The 19462-nt window shown below is 74.8% G+C and carries 10 protein-coding genes; 9 read left to right on the forward strand and 1 reads right to left on the reverse strand.

Annotation, left to right across the window (positions count from 1 at the left end; translation table 11 throughout):
- Positions 1-2: 2 nt before the first annotated feature.
- The 9 genes from ACFVVX_RS09435 (at position 3) to ACFVVX_RS09475 (ending at position 17424) form a co-directional block, all read left to right on the forward strand.
- Complete coding sequence (locus ACFVVX_RS09435) at positions 3-1307, forward strand: baseplate J/gp47 family protein (protein ID WP_387943209.1); 1305 nt, start codon at positions 3-5, stop codon at positions 1305-1307.
- The gene (locus ACFVVX_RS09440; protein ID WP_387943211.1) at positions 1304-4372 is read left to right on the forward strand and encodes a LamG-like jellyroll fold domain-containing protein; all 3069 of its coding nucleotides are present in this window, start codon (positions 1304-1306) and stop codon (positions 4370-4372) included. Before ACFVVX_RS09435 ends, ACFVVX_RS09440 begins: the two co-directional genes overlap by 4 nt.
- Positions 4369-4998 (forward strand): hypothetical protein, encoded by a 630-nt coding sequence (locus ACFVVX_RS09445; protein WP_387943213.1) that lies wholly within the window; start codon positions 4369-4371, stop codon positions 4996-4998. The genes ACFVVX_RS09440 and ACFVVX_RS09445 overlap by 4 nt, the downstream gene beginning before the upstream one ends.
- Positions 4999-5065: 67 nt before the next feature.
- Positions 5066-6049, forward strand: a complete 984-nt coding sequence (locus ACFVVX_RS09450; protein WP_387943215.1) for a hypothetical protein — start codon at positions 5066-5068, stop codon at positions 6047-6049.
- 2 nt (positions 6050-6051) lie between these two features.
- Positions 6052-10038 carry a hypothetical protein gene (locus ACFVVX_RS09455; RefSeq protein WP_387943217.1) on the forward strand — a complete coding sequence of 1329 codons (3987 nt, stop codon included), beginning with the start codon at positions 6052-6054 and terminating at the stop codon, positions 10036-10038.
- On the forward strand, positions 10035-13325 hold the full coding sequence (locus ACFVVX_RS09460; protein WP_387943219.1) for a hypothetical protein: 3291 nt from the start codon (positions 10035-10037) through the stop codon (positions 13323-13325). The genes ACFVVX_RS09455 and ACFVVX_RS09460 overlap by 4 nt, the downstream gene beginning before the upstream one ends.
- 161 nt (positions 13326-13486) lie before the next feature.
- On the forward strand, positions 13487-15310 hold the full coding sequence (locus ACFVVX_RS09465) for a beta-propeller fold lactonase family protein (protein WP_387943221.1): 1824 nt from the start codon (positions 13487-13489) through the stop codon (positions 15308-15310).
- 237 nt (positions 15311-15547) lie between these two features.
- Positions 15548-16588 (forward strand): permease, encoded by a 1041-nt coding sequence (locus tag ACFVVX_RS09470; RefSeq protein WP_387943223.1) that lies wholly within the window; start codon positions 15548-15550, stop codon positions 16586-16588.
- Positions 16585-17424 carry a TIGR03943 family putative permease subunit gene (locus ACFVVX_RS09475; protein WP_387943225.1) on the forward strand — a complete coding sequence of 280 codons (840 nt, stop codon included), beginning with the start codon at positions 16585-16587 and terminating at the stop codon, positions 17422-17424. The genes ACFVVX_RS09470 and ACFVVX_RS09475 overlap by 4 nt, the downstream gene beginning before the upstream one ends.
- A gap of 36 nt (positions 17425-17460) precedes the next feature.
- Here the strand turns inward: ACFVVX_RS09475 and ACFVVX_RS09480 are convergent, their stop codons facing one another.
- Positions 17461-19137, reverse strand: a complete 1677-nt coding sequence (locus tag ACFVVX_RS09480) for a serine/threonine protein kinase (RefSeq protein WP_387943227.1) — start codon at positions 19135-19137, stop codon at positions 17461-17463.
- Positions 19138-19462: the final 325 nt, after the last annotated feature.

A 19462-nucleotide genomic window follows, 5' to 3' on the forward strand; every position in this document is an offset into this window, starting at 1 on the left:
CGATGACCGAGTACGGAGTCACCGAAGAGGGATTCGTCCTCAAGCCCTTCGACATCCTGCTGCAGGAGGGCGTCGACCGGGTCAGGGCCGTCCTCGGCATCGACCTGACCAGCACCAGCCCGGTGCGCAAGCTCCTGGAGGTCGCGGCGCACGAGGACGCCGAGGTCTGGAAGCTCATGGAGGACCTCTACTACGCCAACTTCGTCTCCACCGCGTACGGCGACGCCCTCGACCTGCTCGGCGAGGACGTCGGCCTGGCCCGCCGGGACCTGTTCAGCGAGGGCACCGTCCGGTTCACCCTGGCGGGAGCGGCCCCGGGGCGCGACTACGTCGTGCCGGAGGGGACGATCGTCACGACGGCGACCGTGCCGGTGAAGGCCTTCGCCACCACGGCCGCGGCCCGGCTGGGCACGAACGCCCGCACCGCGGACGTCGCCGTCGCCGCGGTCGACCGGGGCGACACCTACGACCGGGGCAAGGACACCGTCACCGTCGTCGACCCGGTCTGGCAGCAGGTGTACCTGGGGGACTTCGCCCCGGCCACCCTGACGGTGACCAACCCGTCCTCCACCACCGGCGGCGCGCGGCGCGAGTCCGACGAGGTCTACCGCGCCCGGCTCACCGGGCTCGCCCGCGACCTGTGGACCCTGGACAGCGTGCGCCAGGAGGTGCTGGACGTGAACGGGGTCGTGGACGTCGTGCTGTCCGACCCGCTCGGCGGTGTGGACGTGTCGCAGAGCTACTTCGACATGTTCACCTTCGACCAGCGGCAGTTCAGCACCGAACGCCACGTCGGCGAGCCGTACTTCTTCGACGTGCTGGTCGCCCACGACTACCGGTGGCCGTGGCGGACGACCGGGCCGGTGCCCGGGGTGTACGAGCGCGTGTCGGCCGCGGTCGACCGGGTGCGTCCGGTGGGCGTGCACGCCAACATCGTCGAGGCCAACCACATCGAGACCGGTGTCCGCGCGACGGTGATCGTCGAGGCCGGCTCCGACAGCAGCGCGCTGCAGTCCGCGATCCTGCGGCGGCTGGCCGCCGACATCGGCGGGCTGCGGCTCGGCGGCGACGTCCGGTACTCGCACGTGATGGCCGCCTTCGTGGAGCAGCCCGGGGTCGTCGACGTGCAGCAGCTGCACCTGCGGCGGTGCCCGCCGGCCTTCGGGCGGATCACCTTCGGCGCGGTGCCGCACCAGACCGCGGTGGTCGAGGCCGCCGTCGGCGAGAACCTGGTGATGGGGCCGACCGAACTCGCCGTCCTCCAGCCGGAGAGCGTCCTGATCGACCTCACGGTGGTGGTCCGATGAGCACCCTGACGGCGGTCCGGATGGCGCGCCACCTCACGGCGCCGTTCGGCCGGGGTGCGGACTCGCTCGCGCTGACGCTCCTCGCGGGCGCCGGCCCGGCCGCCGCGCGGATCGCCCCGTACGACTTCCGGGACCACCGGGCGACCTTCGGGCATCCGGCCGAACCGGCCTACGTGCTGGCGCTGTTGCGGGACTGCGAGCGCGAGACCGTCGTCACTGTGGGGCTCGCCGGGCCCGGCAGCGCCGGGGGCCCGGTCTCCCTCACCGTCGCGGCCGGGACGCGGGCCGGGACGTCCTACCCCCTCCGGCTCCCGGACGGGACCACCGAGGAGACCACGCTGACCGGCCTGGTGACGGCGCCGGCGCCGGCCGACGGGAGCGCCGAGCAGCGCTGGTCCCTGACCGCGCTGCTCGGCACGACGGGCAAGCTGCTGTGGGCCCTCGGCGCGGAGCGGGACCAGCTGCGCCACCAGCTCGTCCGCACGCTCGGGCAGCGCCACCTGTCCAGGGCCACCGGCGCCAGCCTGGACCTGATCGGGGCCGACCTCGGGGTGCCGCGCTTCCCTCCGCTGCCGTACGGCTACGACGAGCACATCGTCGCGCTGTACCACCTGGACGACAAGGCGGGCGACAACCCGCAGGTGGAGGACCTGACCGGGCGCTACCCGGGGCGCACCGGCCACCACGGCACGATCAGCGGCCCGGTCCGGCCTGGCAGCCCCAGCCGGTACGGGCGGGCCTTCCGCTTCGCCGGTTCCGAGGCCGTCGTCACGGTCGGGAGCAGCCCCGGCCTCGACATCGGGCCGACGGCGGACGCGACCGTGGAGTGCTTCGTCCGCCCGGATCCGGGCCCGTCGGACGGTCTGCTGCTGACCCGGCACCCCGCCCCGGCGACCAACTCGGCGACCGGCCCGGCCGGCTGGGTGCTCGGCACCGGCGACTTCGGCCGCGGGCTGCCCCGGAACCTGCGGTTCGCCGTGGGTGACGGCGCTTCCACCGTGGAGCTGTTCGCCGATCTGTCGCTGCCCACGGACCGGTTCAGCCATGTCGCGGCGGTGCTCGACCGCGGGGCGGGCCTGGTCACCCTGTACGTCGACGGGAAGCCCCGCGACCGCAAGCCGCTCGGCCAGCCCTTCGGCGCGGTCGGCGGCACCGCGCCGCTCCTGATCGGCTCCGCCGGCAGCGGGTTCCTCGGCACGATCGACGAGGTCCGGCTGTCCTCGGTGGCCCGGGCGGACTTCTTCCCCGCCCTCGGCGAGAGCGACGAGCACTACGGCCGACGGTTGCGGATCTTCCGCCGGTGGATCCTGCCGACGCCCGCCAACCTGACCGAGGTCCTGAACACCGCCGTCGGCCGGATCGGGTCGACGGACCACCCGCTGGTGGTCGACGACGCCAACCGGAGGGTGGTGCGGGGCAGCCGCGTCGTCACCGTGGTACCGGTGGGCCTGCTGCCCGGCGAGGTCATCGACCGGGACGGCCGGCGCCGGGTGACGGAGGCCGGCACCGTCGGCACCGCGGCCGACGAGGAGCTCTTCGATCCCGTGTTCCTGCTGCGGCACGAGCGCGCCGACGTCGACTACACGCCTCCGGCGCCGCGGGACGTCCGGCCGCACGAGCTGCCACCGGACCCGCACCGGCTGCAGCTCGTCGTCGCCGACCCGCTCGACCGGCTGGCCGGCCTGGTGGCGGCCGAGGCCCCGGCCGGGCGGCTGCGGGTGGACTCGGCCTTCGACCCCCGGGCCGACGACCTCCGGGCCACCGGACGCGCCCTGATGCTCCGCCACAGCACCCTGCCGCCCGGCCGGCTGGCGGCGCTGGCCCACCGGGCGGGCTTCGACTTCGTCCGGTGCCCCGGTGATGCCGATCCGGTGTACGCCGCGTGCGCGGTGGGCGACCACCTCGGCATCGACCTGACCCCGCCCGGCGCCGGGCCCACCGACCTGACGGCGGGTTCGGCCGTGCAGCTGGCCGTCCGGCCGGCGCTTCCGGCGGACGCGTTCGTCCGGTGGCTGACCGTCCCGTGCGGTCCGGGCCGGGCCGCGGTCACCGAAGGGCCGGCCGGGACGGCCACCCTGCGGGCCACCGACCCGGGTGGCGTGGTGGTCAAGGTCGACGTCAGCCGCGGCGGCCACACGCTCAGCGCCACCCGCACCCTGCGGGTCGGCGCGGCCGACCTCGCCGACGGCGGGCAGATCGCCGCCGACGGCACCCCCGGTGCGCCGGTGGACGTCGTCGGCGGGCCCGATCCGGCCTTCGACCCGGTCTTCCTCACCCGGCACGACGACCCCCGCGCGGTCTACGGGACCGAGCCGAACCACCGCCTGGTGCAGCACGGCGTGGCCGAGCGGCTCGACGCGCTGCTGGGCGAGCTGGACCGCCAGCAGGTCGTCGGGAAGCTGACCGTGGTCGAGGCCTTCGATCCGGCCGGCGACGCACTGACCGCCCAGGGCCGCGGGCTCACCGTCCGGCACGGCGGCCTTCCCCCGGGCCGGCTGGCCGCGGCGGCCCACGCGGCCGGCTTCGGCCACGTCCGGCGGGCCGGCTCCGACGTGGTCCTGCGGCACACGGCGCAGCCGCTGGTCGCCGTGGTCGGCCCGGACACCGCCGAGGAGGGGGAATCGGTGGACCTGCGGGTCGTGCCACCGCCCACCGCGGTCGGCGCGGACGCCCGTCTCGACTGGGCGTCCGGAGCGCCGGCGGACGGCCTGACGAGCTGGAGCACCACCACCCAGCCGGCACCACGGCTGACCGGGGTGCGGGCCGGCGCGGTCTGGGTCCAGGCCGCCTACCTGCTGGGCGACGAGCCGGCGCCCTACACCTTCGAGGTGCGGCTGCGCCCGGAGCTGCCGGCGGACACGGTCATCTCCAAGGACCAGTACGACCTGATCATGAACATCCTCAACGCCCTGCACCCGATCGGGGTCGAGGTGAGCACCCGGGCGATCCGCGAGCGCGTCATCGAGATCCGCGGCGAGGCCCTGGCGGCCAACCCCGACCACACCTTCCCGAAGTTCCGTGTCCGCAGCGGGTCGCCGCGGCGGACCAAGGAGACGAGCCCATGAGCGGAGTCAGTTTCACCCCGACCTTCCACCACACGGACTGGATCGACAACGTCGACCGGGTGCAGGCCGGCGGGCCGGTCGGCTTCAACATCCGGTTCCGGACCCTGGAGGCGGACCTCGGGGCGGTGTCCACTGCCGTCGGCAAACTCGACGCGGCCATCGCCGCCCTCTCGGTCCGGCCGCCGGCCAAGCCCACCTCGATCACGCTGAGCCCGGCGCTGGTGCCGGTCGCGCCGTCCCCCGGCTGGAGCCACGATCCGACCGGGATCGCGGTCCGGCCGCAGGGGTCGGCGAACGTCTCCGGTCTGATGACCGTCCCGCTGCCCGACCAGGTCCGGCTGCTGTCGCTGCGGGCGCTGGGCACCAACACCGGGGCGACGGCGATCGTCCGGATCTCGCTGCTGCGGGCTCCCCTGGTCGCCGCAGGCGGCGCCGCGCCCGACCGGATCGTCCGGGTGTCCCCGGACACCAACCCGTTCGACCGGACCGACACCATCACGGACCAGAACCTGGCCCGGGTCAACCTCAGCCAGTTCCGCTACTTCCTCCTGGCGACCGTGGACAACGCCGTCGCCGCCGACGTGATCACCCTCACCGGCTTCCAGATCTCCTACATCGCCGACTGACCGACCCGACCGCTGACCGACCCGACCCGACCGTGAACGACCCGACCGCACGCCGAAGGAGAGCACCATGGCCGGCACCCTCCACATCCGGGTCGCCCCCGGCGACAACGGCTCCCGCCCGCCCAACACATGCCCCCCCAACGCCTGGGCCAACGAGAGCATCTGGCTGGACCCGCCGCGCCCGGACAACACCACGGCCGAGGTGGACCAGCCGAGCGTGATCAAGGTCCAGGTGCGCAACACGGGCGCCACCGACCTCCCGTTCGTCAAGGTGCACGCCTACGTGATGGACCCGCAGATCGGGCTGAACAGCCCGGCCCAGCGGGTCGTCGAGTTCGTCAGCTCCGCCCAGACCGTCCCCACCCTGACGCGGGCGCCGAACGGCGTGGTGTTCGACTGCGGACCGTGGACGCCCACCGCCGCCCAGCTCTCCGCCTCCAACGGCGGGCACCTGTGCCTGTTCGCCAACGCCTTCCAGGACCGGAACCTCGCCGACCCGCCCTACGACGGCCATGACCTGACGCCGGGTACCGACACCTTCGACATCTGCGGCGACGCCCACCAGGGCCAGCGCAACATCACCCTCTGGGCGGTGGCCCGGGGGATGGAGCGGCTGCCCACGATGGACTTCCGCGTCAACCGGCTGCCGAAGGGGGTCGAGGAGGCGGTCCTGGCGGTCGTCACCCTCAAGGAGGCCGAGCTGGTCGCCCCCGGCCTGCAGAACATCCTGCTCTCCCGGCGCGACATCACCCGGGACAAGGAGGACCGCCTGGTCATCGACACGGGCGAGGGCGAGCTGGTCCCGCTGCGGCTGTCCGAGAAGCCGCTCACCTTCGAGCTGGAGACCGACGGCGGCCACCGCGGCCGCCCGTACCTGCCGCTCGACCGGGACAACCACCACCGCCACACCCGGGCGAAGCTGGACGTCGGACTCGACCCGAACGACCCGATCGGCACGGTGCACGCGTTCGACCTCGTCCAGCACACCAAGCAGGGCCGCCACCTCGGCGGGATCCGGGTGGTCACCGTGGTGACCGCCGAGGGCCGCTGACCGTGCGGGTCGACTGCCACATCCCGATCACGGTGCGCGTGGTCGGCACCCCCACCGACGCACAACTGGAGGAACTGACCCGGACGCTGACCCGGGCCGTCCGCGCCCGGATGGCCGAGGCCGAGCGGGAGCTGGCCGCCCGCCTCGGCCGGCGCGGCCCGGCCCGGCCGGCCGGGATCCGCGAACGGTACGAGCCGGCCCGCCACGGCGACCGCGGCTACGCCGTGGCGTCCTACCAGGACGGCGGCCGCCCGCAGGGCGTGCCGGTCCGGGCCACGGACCGGCCGTGGACGGTCCTTCGGACCGTGCAGTTCCGCGCGCGGGTCGGCCGGTTCCTCGACTTCGTCGGGAGCGTCAACGCGGGCGGGCCGCTGCCCGAGCGGGTGCTGTACGGCGACATCCAGGAGGAGACCCGCTGGGCGGGAGTCTGGTGGGTGCGCACCGGCCGGGACCGCACCCTCACCGAGCTGTCCGCCGAACTCTACGACCGTGCCGCCCAGTTGTCCCGGGTCGGCCCCGAGCAGGTGCTGGCGACGGCGATCTGGGTGACCGACGACAGCCGGGCCGCGCTGCTCGCCCTCGACGAGCACGGCGCCCTCACGGACCGGATCGGCCGGATCGGTCCGCACAACGCCCGCCGGATCGACGGCACCGGCGGCGCCGCCACCCTCCGGCACGGCGGCTGGGCCCTGTTCGCGTTCATGGCACTGCCCCGGGTCGAACTCACCGGGCTCGCCGCGCTCGATCCCGACCTGCTGCTGCGGCTCCCGCTGTCCGAGGCGGCGTTCTGCCTCGACACCGCCGACTTCGAGACCCGCTTCGGTCTCGCGGCCGCCCAGTACCTGGCCGAGTTCGGCCGCACCCCCGTACCGGTGTGGCTCCAGCCGCTGACCGTCCGCCGGCGCACCCCGCCGGCCGCGCTCGCCCTGCTGCTGGCCCGCCGGGCCGACCAGCGCCTCCCGGCCGGTGACGGCCAGGTGGCCGGCGACCGGCTGCTCCTGCTGACCGACGCGGCCCTGAGCCGGCTCCCGGCGGCGCTGCGGGAGCGGGCCGCCGGCTGGTCCGACCCGGCGACCCGCCGACTGGACGACCGGGCGGGCGTGTTCCCCCTGGAGGCCGGCCGGCGGTGCCTGTACGCCAGGGCCGTTCTGGCCGTCGACGAGGAGCGCCTCGGCGCCGCCCGGCACCGGCCGCGCGCCCGCCACCTCGCGGCCCGGCTGCGCGGCCTGCTGCCCGGTGACCCGACCGAGCGGTCCTGGCAGCGGGCGATGGACGACTTCCTGCGCCACGAGTTCGAGAGCGACCCGCCGCCGGAGCGGCCCTCCGGCGGAACCCTCTTCGAGTACGTGCTCACCGAACTGGCCGGGGACTTCGACCGGTTGTACGACGCGGTGGCGGCCAGCCGGCACTTCGGGCTGCGGTACCGCGTGCTCCGGCTCAGCCTGGCCACCTCCTGGGCCACCCACCCCAAGGTGGTGAAGCTGCGCGTGTCGCTCACCACCGAACGGCTCACCGGCGCCCCCAACGACTACCGGACCGACCCCGCCCGGATCCTGTTGGACCGCAACCCACGCAAGGCGGTCGCGGTGAAGGGTGTCCTCGGCGAGGTCGACTCGATCTACACCGTCCGCCGCGACCTCAAGCGGCTGCGCCCCGCCCGCGTGACCGAGCTGCGCGAGGCGCTGGAGGCCGAACGGGTCGCGCTGATCGGCCGGATCGCCCGCGGCGAGGACCGCGGCAGCTACGACCCGGAGCGGTTCGCCCGCGAGGTGCTGACCCGCGCCGTCCAGCGGGTGCGGCTGGCCAAGGACGACTTCCAGGACGTCACCGTCGAGCGCAGCATCCGTCTGCTGGACGTCCGGCAGCAGGAGGAGGGCGGGCTGCCCTCGTTCCAGGTGCAGTTCGAGTTCGTCGAGCGGGTGGTCGGCGAGAAGAGCTGGACCAGCGTCGGCGAGCCGGTGTGGGAGCCCGCGGGCGGCTTCGACGAGCGCCTGGTCTACTGGCGGCTCGGCCGCGCCGGCGAGGTCTACCAGGCCGCCGGCACCGTCATCGCCGTCATCGGCGCGGTCGCCGTGGCCTGGGAGGTCGGGCTGGTCGCCGCCCTGGTGAGCATCGGCGGCGGGACGGGGTCGGTCCTCACCGCGATCGGCATCTCGGAGCTCTTCTACTTCTACCGGGTGATCTTCGGTGACGCCCGGTGGAGCCTGCGCGGCCTCCTGATGGCCGCCCTGGACGGCTATCTGCTCGCGGTGGGGTTCCGGATCGCGGCCTTCCCCGCGCGCTGGATCGCCGAGGCCGTGGGCACCGCGACCCTGCGGCAGGCCGTCGCCGGCTGGGCGCTGCAGGCACTGGTCAAGGGATCCGTGGGCGGGGCGGCGTCGGCGGGGCTGACCACCTTCGCCCACGACGTCGTCAACGTCGCGACCGGCGAGGGCTCCTGGTCCGGCATCGACACCTACGTGCGGAACATGGCGCTGGGCGCAGTGATCGGGATCGTCGCCGAGTTCGTGCTGTCCCCCGTGCTGCAGGCCGTCCTCGTCGGCGCGCGCGGCACGCTGACCACGGCCGCCGGGACGGCCTCGCGGCTGCGCGCCGCCGGCTGGGGCGCACGGGAGTGGGTGCTGGTGTCGACCGAGGCCCTGGCGAACCTCCGGGCGACGCTCGCCACCTTCATGGGCGAGGTGGCGGCCCGGGGCTTCGCCGCCGCGATCGCCGCCCGGCTGGTCGGGGTCGCCACCGAACTCGGCGGCCGCGAGATCGCCCGGCACGTCCTCGAACTCAGCGGCGCCCGGTTCACGGGTGCGGCGAGCGCCGGCCTGGCGCGGCTGCTCCCGGCGCTGGAGGCCGTCGCCCCCGCACGGGCGCACGCCGTCGCCCGGGTCTTCGCGACCAGCCCGGAGGGAACCGTGCGGCTGCTGGAGGTGCTGGCCACGCTCGACCAGGCGGCGGCCCGTCGGCTGGCCGCCGGGACGTTCGCCACCACCGGGGACCTCGCCGCCTTCCTCGGTCGGCTGTCCCGGTACTCCGCCGCCGAGCAGCGGGCCGTGCTGCGGGTGCTCGCCGAGCTGGACATCGTGGCCGCCGATCCCGTCCCGACCGGCAGCCCGGCCCAGGTGGTGCGCCGGCAGTTCGCCGCGTCGCTGCGGATCGGCGCGGCCGGGCAGGAGCTGCAGGCCGCCGAGCTGGAGCGCCAGCTGGCCGGCAAGCTGGCGGACGCCCGGGTCGCCGAGGCGGCCGGCAACGCCAGGCGCGCGGCCGCCCTGCGCGCCGAGGCCGACGCGCTGCGGGCCGAGGCCGGGAGCCTCCGCTCCAGGGCCGCCGAGGCGCGGGCGGAGGCGGCCCGGGGGACGACGCGCTCACCGGAGCTGCCCACGCCGGCCGACGTCGAACGGGCCCTGGAGCAGCTGGAGGCCGGCGCGGGGGGCGCCGGGGCGCAGACCTGGATCCGGCTGCCCGCCGGCACGCACTTCCAGAACCGCCCCGAGCTGCTGGAGCGGCTGGTGCGGCCGATCTTCCGCAGCCGCACCGGCAACCGCGTGGTGTTCCGGGTGGAGGGCGGCACCCTGCCGGCCGCGAGTTGGGAGCGCACCGTGGTCGATGCCGGCCACAACGCCCGGGTGGTCGGCGACGGCGCGATCAACCTCAACTTCGGGGTGTTCGAGCGAGCCGTGGAGTTCCTGCTCCGGGCGCGGCCGGGTGCCCAGTTGAAGGTCTTCGAGGTCGAGGAGGGCTGGTTCCGCGCCCTGCGCAGCCAGGCCGTGCCCGAGCGGGGAGTGCCCGCCCCCGTGGCCGGCCGCCCGCCCGGGGCGCTGGTGGAGCAGGCCACCCCGCTGCCCCGCCCACCCGCTCTGCGGGAGGTCACCGGCCGGCCGCGCACCGTGGACGTCCGGTTCGGACACGACCAGCTCCAGCTCCCGGGCTCGCTCATCCCGGAGCTGAACGAGTTCATCGTGCCGGGCAGCGGGCGGATCGTGGAGTTCACGCCGTGAGCCGCCGCTACCACCTGCCCGGTGGCGCGGCCGGGGACGGGCCCCCGGACGAGCGGGAGCGCCTGGCCGCGGCCGTGCGCGAGGCGGTGCGGCGCGCCGTGGAGGCCGCCGCGCCCGGCGAGGTGGTGCCGCCCCGGCCGCGCGAGCGGCCCCGGGAGCGGTTCGACGGCGGCCGGCGGGCGGGCTCCGACGCGTACGCCGTGCCCGGCTACGACGACCGGGGCCGAGCGGTGGCGGTCCCGCTGGCCGACCCGGGTAAGTCCGACCGCACCGGGGCGCCGGCCGCACCGCACGAGCCCGCCGAGCCCTCGGCGTCGGCAGCGGCCTCGGGAACGGCCCAGGGAACGGCCTCCGGAACGGCCCCGGCGGCGGCCGGTCAGGGCGTCCACCTCGACACCGATCGGGCCGGCGTCCCCGCCCAGGGACCGGGCCTCGCGGCGATCAGCGGCCTGATCCGGTCCCGGTGGCCCCTCGCCGGCTGGACCGACCCGGCGGGGGTCCGCTACGGCGCGTACCTCACGGCGGCCGGTGCGGGCACCCCGCGCCTGTACTACCTGGCCCCGAGCAGCGAGGGGCCGACGCTGCGCGCGCTGCGGATCGCCCGACGGGCGCCCGACGGCCCGCAGCCCGTGGACCTGCCCAGCGGCGACTACACCGTCATCGCCCGCCCCCACAGCCCGGGGCAGCTCTACCGGGGAACGCGCCGGCTCCACGACCTCGGCAACCCGCAGGACCTCGACCTCACCGTGAACTTCACCGTCCCGGACACGGACGTGGCGGAGGTGACCGTGCACGCGGCCCGGCGCCACCACCTGTGGCCGCGGCTGCGCGTCCAGCGGACGGACCAGGGCAGCGCCACCGTCGGCGCGGACACCGTCTACCTCGCCGAGGTGGAGATCTGGCGGGTGGACGAGGCCGACCGCTGGACACCGGTGTTCCAACTGGCCCTGGTCTACGCCTTCGTGCGGTTCCACTGGCAGGTCTACCGGATCGAGCACGACCGGCACGGCGAGCGGCAGCGGATCCCGGTGGACCACCCCCAGCCGTCCCGCTCCACCTTCACCCACCGCTACGACCGCCCCGGCGAGTACGAGGTGGAGTGCGAGGTCCGGCTGAGCTACGAGGACGCCTCCCCGCTGCCGGTGACCGAGCGCAGGACCGACCGGGTCCAGCGGCTGGAGGAGAAGATGGCGCTGGAGCTGGCCTCCCTGGAGCAGGCCGCCCGCGCCCCCGGCGGCGAACCGGTCTGGCCCACCAGCGCGCAGGCGCTGCTCGACGCGGCCCGCGCCAGGCTGCGCCAGGCCGAACGCGCCCCTGTCCCGAACGAGGCGCTGGTCCGCGAGCTGCGGGACGCGGTGGCGGGTCTCGAGAAGCGACTGGACGGCCCGACCAGTTCCGGGCCGTTCCCGGTCCGGGCGCTGTTCACCGACCGCCGCACCGCCCAGTCCCGGCCGATCTCGCTGTTCGTCGGGCCGGCCACCGTGCCGGAGGGCCCGGGGCACACCTGGCTGCTGATCGACCTCACCTACCCCGCGTTCTACCGGACCTACCGGGGCACCGGGCCCAGCCCCGAGGCGGCGCTGCGGGCCGCGTTCGAGGACGCCCGGACGTCCTTCCGCGGCAACTACCCGCCCGGCCGGATCCTGACCCGGATCGAGTGGCCCGGCATGGACCGGCTGCACCTGAAGCCCTTCGACTTCGCCACGAACACCGAGAGCTACCAGCGCACGGCCTGGGAGTGGCTGTCCGCGATCGCCGCCGGGCTGGCCGTGGTCGGCGTCGCGGCCGCGCTGGCGTTCCCGCCCACCTCGGCCGTCGTCGGCGCGATCGTCCTCACCGGGGCCGTGCTCGGAGGCGCGCTCAGCGCCGTCAACCTCGCCGAGCGGGTGCACCAGGACGCCTTCGAATGGGACCGGGAGACCGCCGTGGACCTGGTCTCCCTGGCCACCGCGTTCGCCTCGGTGGGCGGCGCGGTCGCCCGCGGGGCCGCCGCGGGCATGAGCCGGCCGATCGCCTCCGGGGCCCCGCTGACCATCGAGACGGCCGGACGGCTGAACGGACTGCTGAAGTTCCAGCACGCCGTCCTCTACGTCGACCTGGGGGCGCACCTGTCCGACTCGATCCTGCTGTCCTACGACACCTACGTCCAGCTGCGGGACATCGACGCGGCGATGGGCGCGGGGGCGCTGGCGCAGCTGCAGCGGCAGTTCGGCCCGGAGGAGGGCCGGCGCCGGTTCGACACCGAGCGCCTCACCCGGATCCTCGGCGTGCTGGCCCGGGCGGCCGTCAGCGGACTGCTGACCGTGGTGTCGATGCGCGGTACCGCCAAGGCGATCGCCGCCGGGGCGGCCCGGAACGCCGCGGGACGGCTCCCCGGTACGGACCGCCGGCCCTCGGTGCGGCTCGCCGTGGCGCCGGGCCCGGCGCTGCCGCCCTTCCCGGACGCCGAGTTCGCCCTGGACCGGGCGGCCTTCCGCCGCCGGCAGACCGACGGCGTGGCGGCCCGGCTCGGGCTGGCCGGCGACCCGGCCGCCGCCGCGGAGGCGGCAGCCCTCTCCCCCCAGGCGGCGTGGCGGATCAACGCCTCCTTCGACGGCCTCAGCGAGGAGCAGCGGGCCCTGGTCCTCGCCACGCTGCGCCCGGGCGGAGCCGATCTCAGGGCGCTGCGGACCTTCCTCGGCGACGGCGGCAGCATGACGGAGCTGGCCAGGTTCCTGGAGACCCAGCCCGTGCGGCTGCGCGCCCACATCACCACGTTCAACACCCTGCAGTCGCGCGCCGCGGACTTCCGCCGGCTCGGTGCGGCCGTCCCGGAGCTCGCGGCGTTCCGCTGGGATCCGCAGAACCTGCACGAGCACTTCTACCGGCACGTCCTGGGCCGGGCCAACTACCCCGACGAGGCGTGGAAGTGGGCGCAGCGGCTCGGTATCGCCGAGGCGTACGGCCTGGACCGGGCGCGGTACCTGGCGATGCTCGGGTCGACCGCCCCCGCGGACGCCGCGCTGCGCGCGGAGATCACCACGAAGTTCCGCTCGGTGTACGGGGACTACGTCCACGCCGTGCTGGTCCGGTCGGCGGTCTTCGGCCGATCGGGCCGGGGTGCCGAGCTCATCGGATCGGACGGCGAGCTGCTCTGGGCGGCGAGCCCGGACGGCCTGATCTCCACCGGCTACTTCCCCGACAACCCGGCCCGGTGGCCCGCGCCGGTCAGCACGCTGCAGGGAAAGCTGGAGGCGGCACTGGCCGAGGGGCAGTCGGTGGTGCTCCTGTACCGGGGGGCGCCCTGAGCGGTGCCCGCGCGGGTGGGCCGGGCGCCGATTGCGGGCGCTGCCGGGGGCGGCCATGCTGGGAAAACAGGGTGTTCCGGAGAAGTGGGGCCGCTCCGGAGGGGCGGGACCGTCGTACCCGCGCCGGCGCTGCGGGGAAGCCGAACGAATCGGAGACAGCCATGGGCACACCAGGCACCGGACCGACGGCGCCGCCGCCGGTGCCGGCCGCCGCCACGCTCGGGATCCTTTTCCGGCCGCGCGGGGTGGCGGTGTCCAGCGACGGCCGCCGCGTCTACCTGGCGGAGGCCGAGGCGGACCTCCTCTCGGTGGTCGAGGTCGTCGGCGGTGAGGGCTCGGGCACCACGATCGCGGTGGGCACCGGCCCGCGCGGGGTGGCCCTCACGTCGGACGGCCACCGCGCGTACGTCGCGAACTCGGGTGCGGACACGGTCTCGGTGATCGACACCGCCGGCGGCCTGGTGACGGCCACCGTCCCGGTCGGCAGCGGTCCGCGCGGGGTGGCCCTCATGCCGAACGGCAGCCGTGCGTACGTCTCGAACTCCGGCTCGGGCACCGTCTCGGTGATCGACACCGCGACGGCCCAGGTCACCGGCACCATCACCGTCGGCACCAACCCCACGGGGATCGCGGTGGCACCGGACGGGCTGCACGTCTACGTCGCCGACACCGGGTCGCACACCGTGTCGGTGATCAGCACCGTCACCGGCCAGGTGACCGTGACCGTCACCCTGGACGCCGGCCCGCGCGGCCTGGCGGTGAGCCCGGACAGTCGGCGGGTCCTCGTCACCATCCCGGAGGCGGGCTCCGTGGCACTGATCGACACCTGGACCGCCCAGGTCGTCGGGACCGTCGCGGTGGGCGCCAATCCGACGGGCGTCGCACCGAGCCCGGACGGCCTCCACGCCTATGTCACCAACGCCGGTTCGGACAACGTGTCCGTCATCGACACCGGGACGAACCAGGTCGTCCGGACCGTCGCGGTGGGCAGCAACCCGGCGGGCGTCGCACCGACCCCGGACGGCCGCCGCGTCTACGTCACCAACGCCGGCTCGAACAACGTGTCCGTCATCGACACCGGGACGAACCAGGTGGCCACCACCATCAAGGTCGGCAGCGGCCCGCTCGGCGCGGCCGCGGCCCCGGACAGCCGGCACGTCTACGTCACCAACGTCGGGGCGAACACGGTGTCGGTGATCGGCGACACCGCCACCTACCGGGTGGCGGAGACCATCGCCGCCGGCAGCAACTGCTGGGCGCTGGCGACGGCCCTGGACGGCCACCGGCTATACGTCGCCAACGCCGGCAGGATCGGGCCCACTCTCACGAGCTCGGTGTCGGCGATCGACACGGCCACCGGCAAGGTCGTCCTCACCACGACGGTCGACACCCCGGTCACCGTCGCGGCGGCCCCGGACGGGAAGCACGCCTATGCCGCCGGTGCGCAGAGCGTGTTCGTGGTCGACACCACGACGGGCCAGCTCACGACCACCATCCAGGTCGGGGTCACCCCCAGCGGGGTGGCGGTCACCCCGGACGGCCGCCGACTCTACGTCACCGTCATCGTCGCGGGCTCGGTCTCCATCATCGACACCGGTACCAACCAGGTGCTCCGCAGCATCACCGTCGGCAAGAACCCCACCGCCGTGGCGGCGTCCCCGGACGGGAAGCACGTGTACGTCACCAACGGGGGCTCGAACAACGTGTCCGTCATCGCCACCGACAACGACCAGGTGCTGGCCACCATCCCGGTCGACGACAATCCCATCGGGGTGGCGGTGGCCCCGGACAACCGCCGCGTCTACGTCACCAACCTCCACTCCCAGACGGTGTCGGTGATCGACGCCGGGACGAACAAGGTGACCGCGCGGGTCACCGTCGGCCTCAGCCCCTGGGGGCTGGCGGTCAGCCCGGACAGTCGCCACGTCTACGTCGCCAACATGGCTTCGAGGACCATGTCGGTGATCGACGCCGAGGCGCTCTGAGCCCGGTCGAAGCCCTGCCGCTCCGCCGCCCGGCGGCGATCGCCGACCGAAGTGACCTGCTCACCTCAAGATGGCGCCCCCGGGTCTCTAGATGAGAATGATTATCAGCGCTAGTCTGGCCCCGCCGCTCGCACCGGAGTCGAGTCGGCGCCGCCCTGCGCTGCCGCGACCGCGCTCCGGCACGGGTGCGGCCACGCGAATTCTGCCGAGGGCAGCCGGCCGTCAAGGGGCGGGACCATGGGCGAACAGACCCACGCAGCCGCAGTACTCACCAGAACCTCCGACGCGTCACCCCGGCACAGCGCACTGTCGAGCCCGGGCACCCGTCGGATCCCGGCCGTCGTACTCGCCGCGGCCACCGGCACGGCGGCGCTGCTGCTCGGCACCGGCTTCCTCGGCTGGTCGAACGCGCCCGCGCTCGCCACCTGGCGCACCGTCCTGATGGCCATCGTCGTCCAGGGCGTGCCGTTCCTGCTGCTGGGCACCGTGGTGTCGGCCGCGATCGGCGCCTTCGTACCGCCCGACCTCTTCGGCCGGCTGCTGCCGCGCCGCCCGGCGCTGGCCGTTCCGGTCGCGGCGGCGGCGGGTGCGGTGCTGCCGGGCTGCGAGTGCGCCTCGGTGCCGGTGGCGGGCAGCCTGATGCGGCGCGGGGTGGCTCCGGCGGCGGCGTTGGCCTTCCTGCTCTCCGCGCCCGCGATCAACCCGGTCGTCCTGGTCTCCACCGCCATCGCCTTCCCCGGCAGGCCCGAGATGGTGCTCGCCCGGCTGACGGCCTCGCTGCTCACCTCGGTGGTCATGGGCTGGCTCTGGGTGAGGCTCGGCAGGGAGGAGTGGCTGCGCCTGCCGAAGGCACCCGACGGCCTCGCCGACGACGCCGGCCCGTGGGAGCGGTTCGGCCGCGGACTGCAGCACGACTTCCTGCACGCCGGCGGCTTCCTGGTGGTCGGCGCGATGGCCGCCGCCACGTTCAACGTCCTCGTACCGCCCTCGGTGCTCCAGCTGTTCGCCGACACCCCCTGGCTGCAGGTGCTGGCGCTCGGCGTGCTCGCGGTGCTGCTGGCGGTCTGCTCGGAGGCGGACGCCTTCGTCGCCGCGTCGTTGACCGGGTTCTCCCCGACCGCCCGGCTCGCGTTCCTGGTGGTCGGGCCGATGGTCGACCTCAAACTGATCGCCCTGCAGTCCGGAGCCTTCGGGCGGGCTTTCGCCGCCCGCTTCCCCGCCGTCACCTTCCTCGTCGCCGTCCTGAGCAGCATCGCCATCGGAGGAGTCCTGCTGTGAGCCGCGTCCGAGCCCTCACCCCGCCGCTGCTGGTCGTCCTGCTGGGCTGCGCCCTGCTGCGCATCACGCTCGGCAGCGACCTCTACCTCCAGTACGTCAAGGAGGGACTGCACGTTCCGCTGGTCCTCTCCGGCGTCCTGCTGGTCCTGCTGGGCACCGGCAACGCCGTACACCGCCTGCTGCCGCGGCGCGAGCCCGTTCTCGCCTTCACCCGGACCGCCGACGGCAGCGCCCAGTGGCACAGCACCGGATCCGCGGACCACGACCACGACCACGACCGCAGCCACGGACACGGACACGGCCATCACGAGCACGGGCACGGCAGCGTGCCGCGGGTCGCCGGGCTGCTCGCCGTCCCGGCCGTCGCCCTGCTGTTCTTCGCACCGCCGGCCCTCGGCGCGTACACCGCCGACCGCGAGGGCACCACGGCCGCCGTCGAGCAGGCCTCGTACGCGGGGCTGACCGCCGACCAGCCGACCACCGCGATGTCGCTGACCGAGTTCATCGGCCGCAGCCACGACCCCAACCACAGCCTGGAGGGCCGCAGGGTCCGCCTCCTGGGCTTCGCCGCACCCGGGGCCAAGCCGGGTGAGTGGTACCTGAACCGCCTCCTCGTCAGCTGCTGCGCCGCCGACGCCCGCCGCCTCCGGGTCCAGGCCCACGGCACGGGCCCGGAGCCTGCCACCGACAGCTGGGTCGAGGTGACCGGCGTGTGGAAGCCGGCGCCGGGCGCGCCCGCCACCGCGTCTCCGGTGCTCGACGTCCTGGAGGTCCGTGCCGTGCCGAAGCCGCGGAACCCCTACCGCGATGTGCCGCCCGAGAACAGCACCTCCTGAGGCATCCCGCGGACCCGGCACATGCCGAGTCCGCCCTCACATCCGCCAGTCCTGACCGGTGCCGTTTCCGCAGGGGCCGAGCACCAGCTTGACGAAGTCGGCCGGAGGGCCGGCCGTGTCCAGGCAGAGGCCGCTCGACGGATTGGTGAACCGGTGGGTGGCGGCGTCGTACTCCCATTGCTGGCCGGTGAAGTTTCCGCACGGTCTCACAACCACGGCGACGCCGCTGACCGGGGGTCCGGCGGTGTCGAGGCACAGGCCGCTGGGCGGATTGACGAGGTAGCGGCCGGACGGGCTGTAGCTCCAGATCTGGCCGCTGTAGTGCCCGCAGTCACTGATGCGCACGGGCAGGTCGGCCCGCTGCGGGCCGTCGGTGTCGAGGCACAGGCCGCTGAAGGCGTTGGTGATCGGCACCGGGGCGGCGGCCGGCGGTGTGGCAGCGCTGCTCGCCGGGGCGTTCGGCAGCGGCGCCTGGGTGTGCGGTGCGGACTTGGACGGCATGACGGGGCTGTCGGCGGGTGAGCTCGTCAACGGACCGGGGTTCTGCGGCTGTTGGGCTGCGGTGCCGCTGCCCTGGGGCGGGTCGCCCCGGTGGTCCGTCGCGCTCCGGATGCCCAGCACCGCACCGGCGGCGAGCGTCACGGCGCACACCGCGGCCGCGGCGAGCAGGGCCGTACGGCGTGGCCGGTGCGGCGGGGGTGGCACGATCGGGGGTACCAGGGTCGGGGGTACCAGGGTCGGGGCTGCCACGGTCGGGGGGTAGGGGTAGGGGACATGCCCCGGAGTCGTGGTCCGGACGGCCGACCGGTCCGGAGCGGTCACCGTCACCGGGAGCGTGTCCGGACGGTCCGACAGTTCGCTCTCCCGCTCGGCGATCATCCTGGCGACGGCGGGCGGGAACCACGAACCGGCCGTTGCGGAGGGCGCTGCCAACCGGTTCAGGAGGTCGGCCAGGCCGGGCCGGCGTGCCGGGTCCTTGGCCAGGCAGGACCCGATCAGCTCGGCGAGCGGCGCCGGGAGCCCGGCCAGGTCGGGCTCGACGTGCACGATCCGGTAGACGATCGATTCGAGCGACCCCGCGCCGAACGGGCCGCGCCCGAGCGCCGCGAAGGCGAGCACCGCTCCCAGCGCGAAGACGTCACCGGCCGGCCCGACGTCCACCCCCTTCACCTGCTCGGGGCACATGAATCCGGGGGTCCCGACGATGGTGGTCGAGACGTGCGTCGCGTCCAGCGCACGGGAGATGCCGAAGTCGATCACCCGGGGGCCGTCGCCGGCGAGGATGATGTTGCCGGGCTTGAGGTCCCGGTGCACCAGACCCGCGCCGTGGATCGCGGTCAGCGCCTCCGCCAGTCCGGCTCCCAGGGCGGCGACGGCCGCGGCCGGTAACGGCCCGTACGCGTCGATCGCCTGCTGCAGGGACGGGCCCGGAACGTAGGCGGTGACCAGCCACGGAGGATCGCCGTCGGGATCCGCGTCGACCACCTGGGCGGTGTAGAAGCCACCCACCCGCCGCGCGGCGGCGACCTCCTGGGCGAAGCGTCGGCGGAACTGCGGGTCGCCGGCGATCTCGGGGTGGACCAGCTTCACCGCGACCACGCGGCCGCCGCGCGACCGGCCGGCGAACACCAGGCCCATCCCGCCGCGGCCGAGCCGCCCCAGCAGGCGGTACGGGCCCACCTGCTGCGGATCTCCGGCCTTGAGGGGTTCCATGCGTACTGGTCCTGTCGAATTCATGAGGGTCCGATGTCTGCCCGCGTGATTCTTCCAGGGATCCGGTCCGCTCCGGGGGCGGGTCGGGAAAGCCCACGCAGCGTCACATCGCCGCGGACACCACGGTGTCAGGCCCCGTTCGGCCTTCGCCCCGCTCCCTCCCGCCGTCCCGCCGTCCCGGCGCAGGGCCAGCCGCGCGTAGGCCCGCACGTCCGCGTCGGAGTCGGCTAGCCGTTCCCGCAGGGCCGCGGCCACGCCCGGATCGGCGGCCAGCACGGCCAGCTCGGGCGGGCAGCCGATCCCCGCCTCGCCTCGCCCCCGCCGG

The sequence above is a fragment of the Kitasatospora sp. NPDC058170 genome (assembly GCF_042883905.1).
GTDB lineage: Bacteria > Actinomycetota > Actinomycetes > Streptomycetales > Streptomycetaceae > Kitasatospora.

Bases quoted from the DNA above. Each gene is read 5' to 3' on its own strand.
- ACFVVX_RS09470 (WP_387943223.1), top strand. From the start codon at position 15,548: ATGGGCGAACAGACCCACGCAGCCGCAGTACTCACCAGAACCTCCGAC.
- ACFVVX_RS09465 (WP_387943221.1), top strand. From the start codon at position 13,487: ATGGGCACACCAGGCACCGGACCGACGGCGCCGCCGCCGGTGCCGGCC.
- ACFVVX_RS09480 (WP_387943227.1), bottom strand. From the start codon at position 19,137: ATGGAACCCCTCAAGGCCGGAGATCCGCAGCAGGTGGGCCCGTACCGC.
- ACFVVX_RS09450 (WP_387943215.1), top strand. From the start codon at position 5,066: ATGGCCGGCACCCTCCACATCCGGGTCGCCCCCGGCGACAACGGCTCC.
- ACFVVX_RS09445 (WP_387943213.1), top strand. From the start codon at position 4,369: ATGAGCGGAGTCAGTTTCACCCCGACCTTCCACCACACGGACTGGATC.
- ACFVVX_RS09440 (WP_387943211.1), top strand. From the start codon at position 1,304: ATGAGCACCCTGACGGCGGTCCGGATGGCGCGCCACCTCACGGCGCCG.
- ACFVVX_RS09435 (WP_387943209.1), top strand. From the start codon at position 3: ATGACCGAGTACGGAGTCACCGAAGAGGGATTCGTCCTCAAGCCCTTC.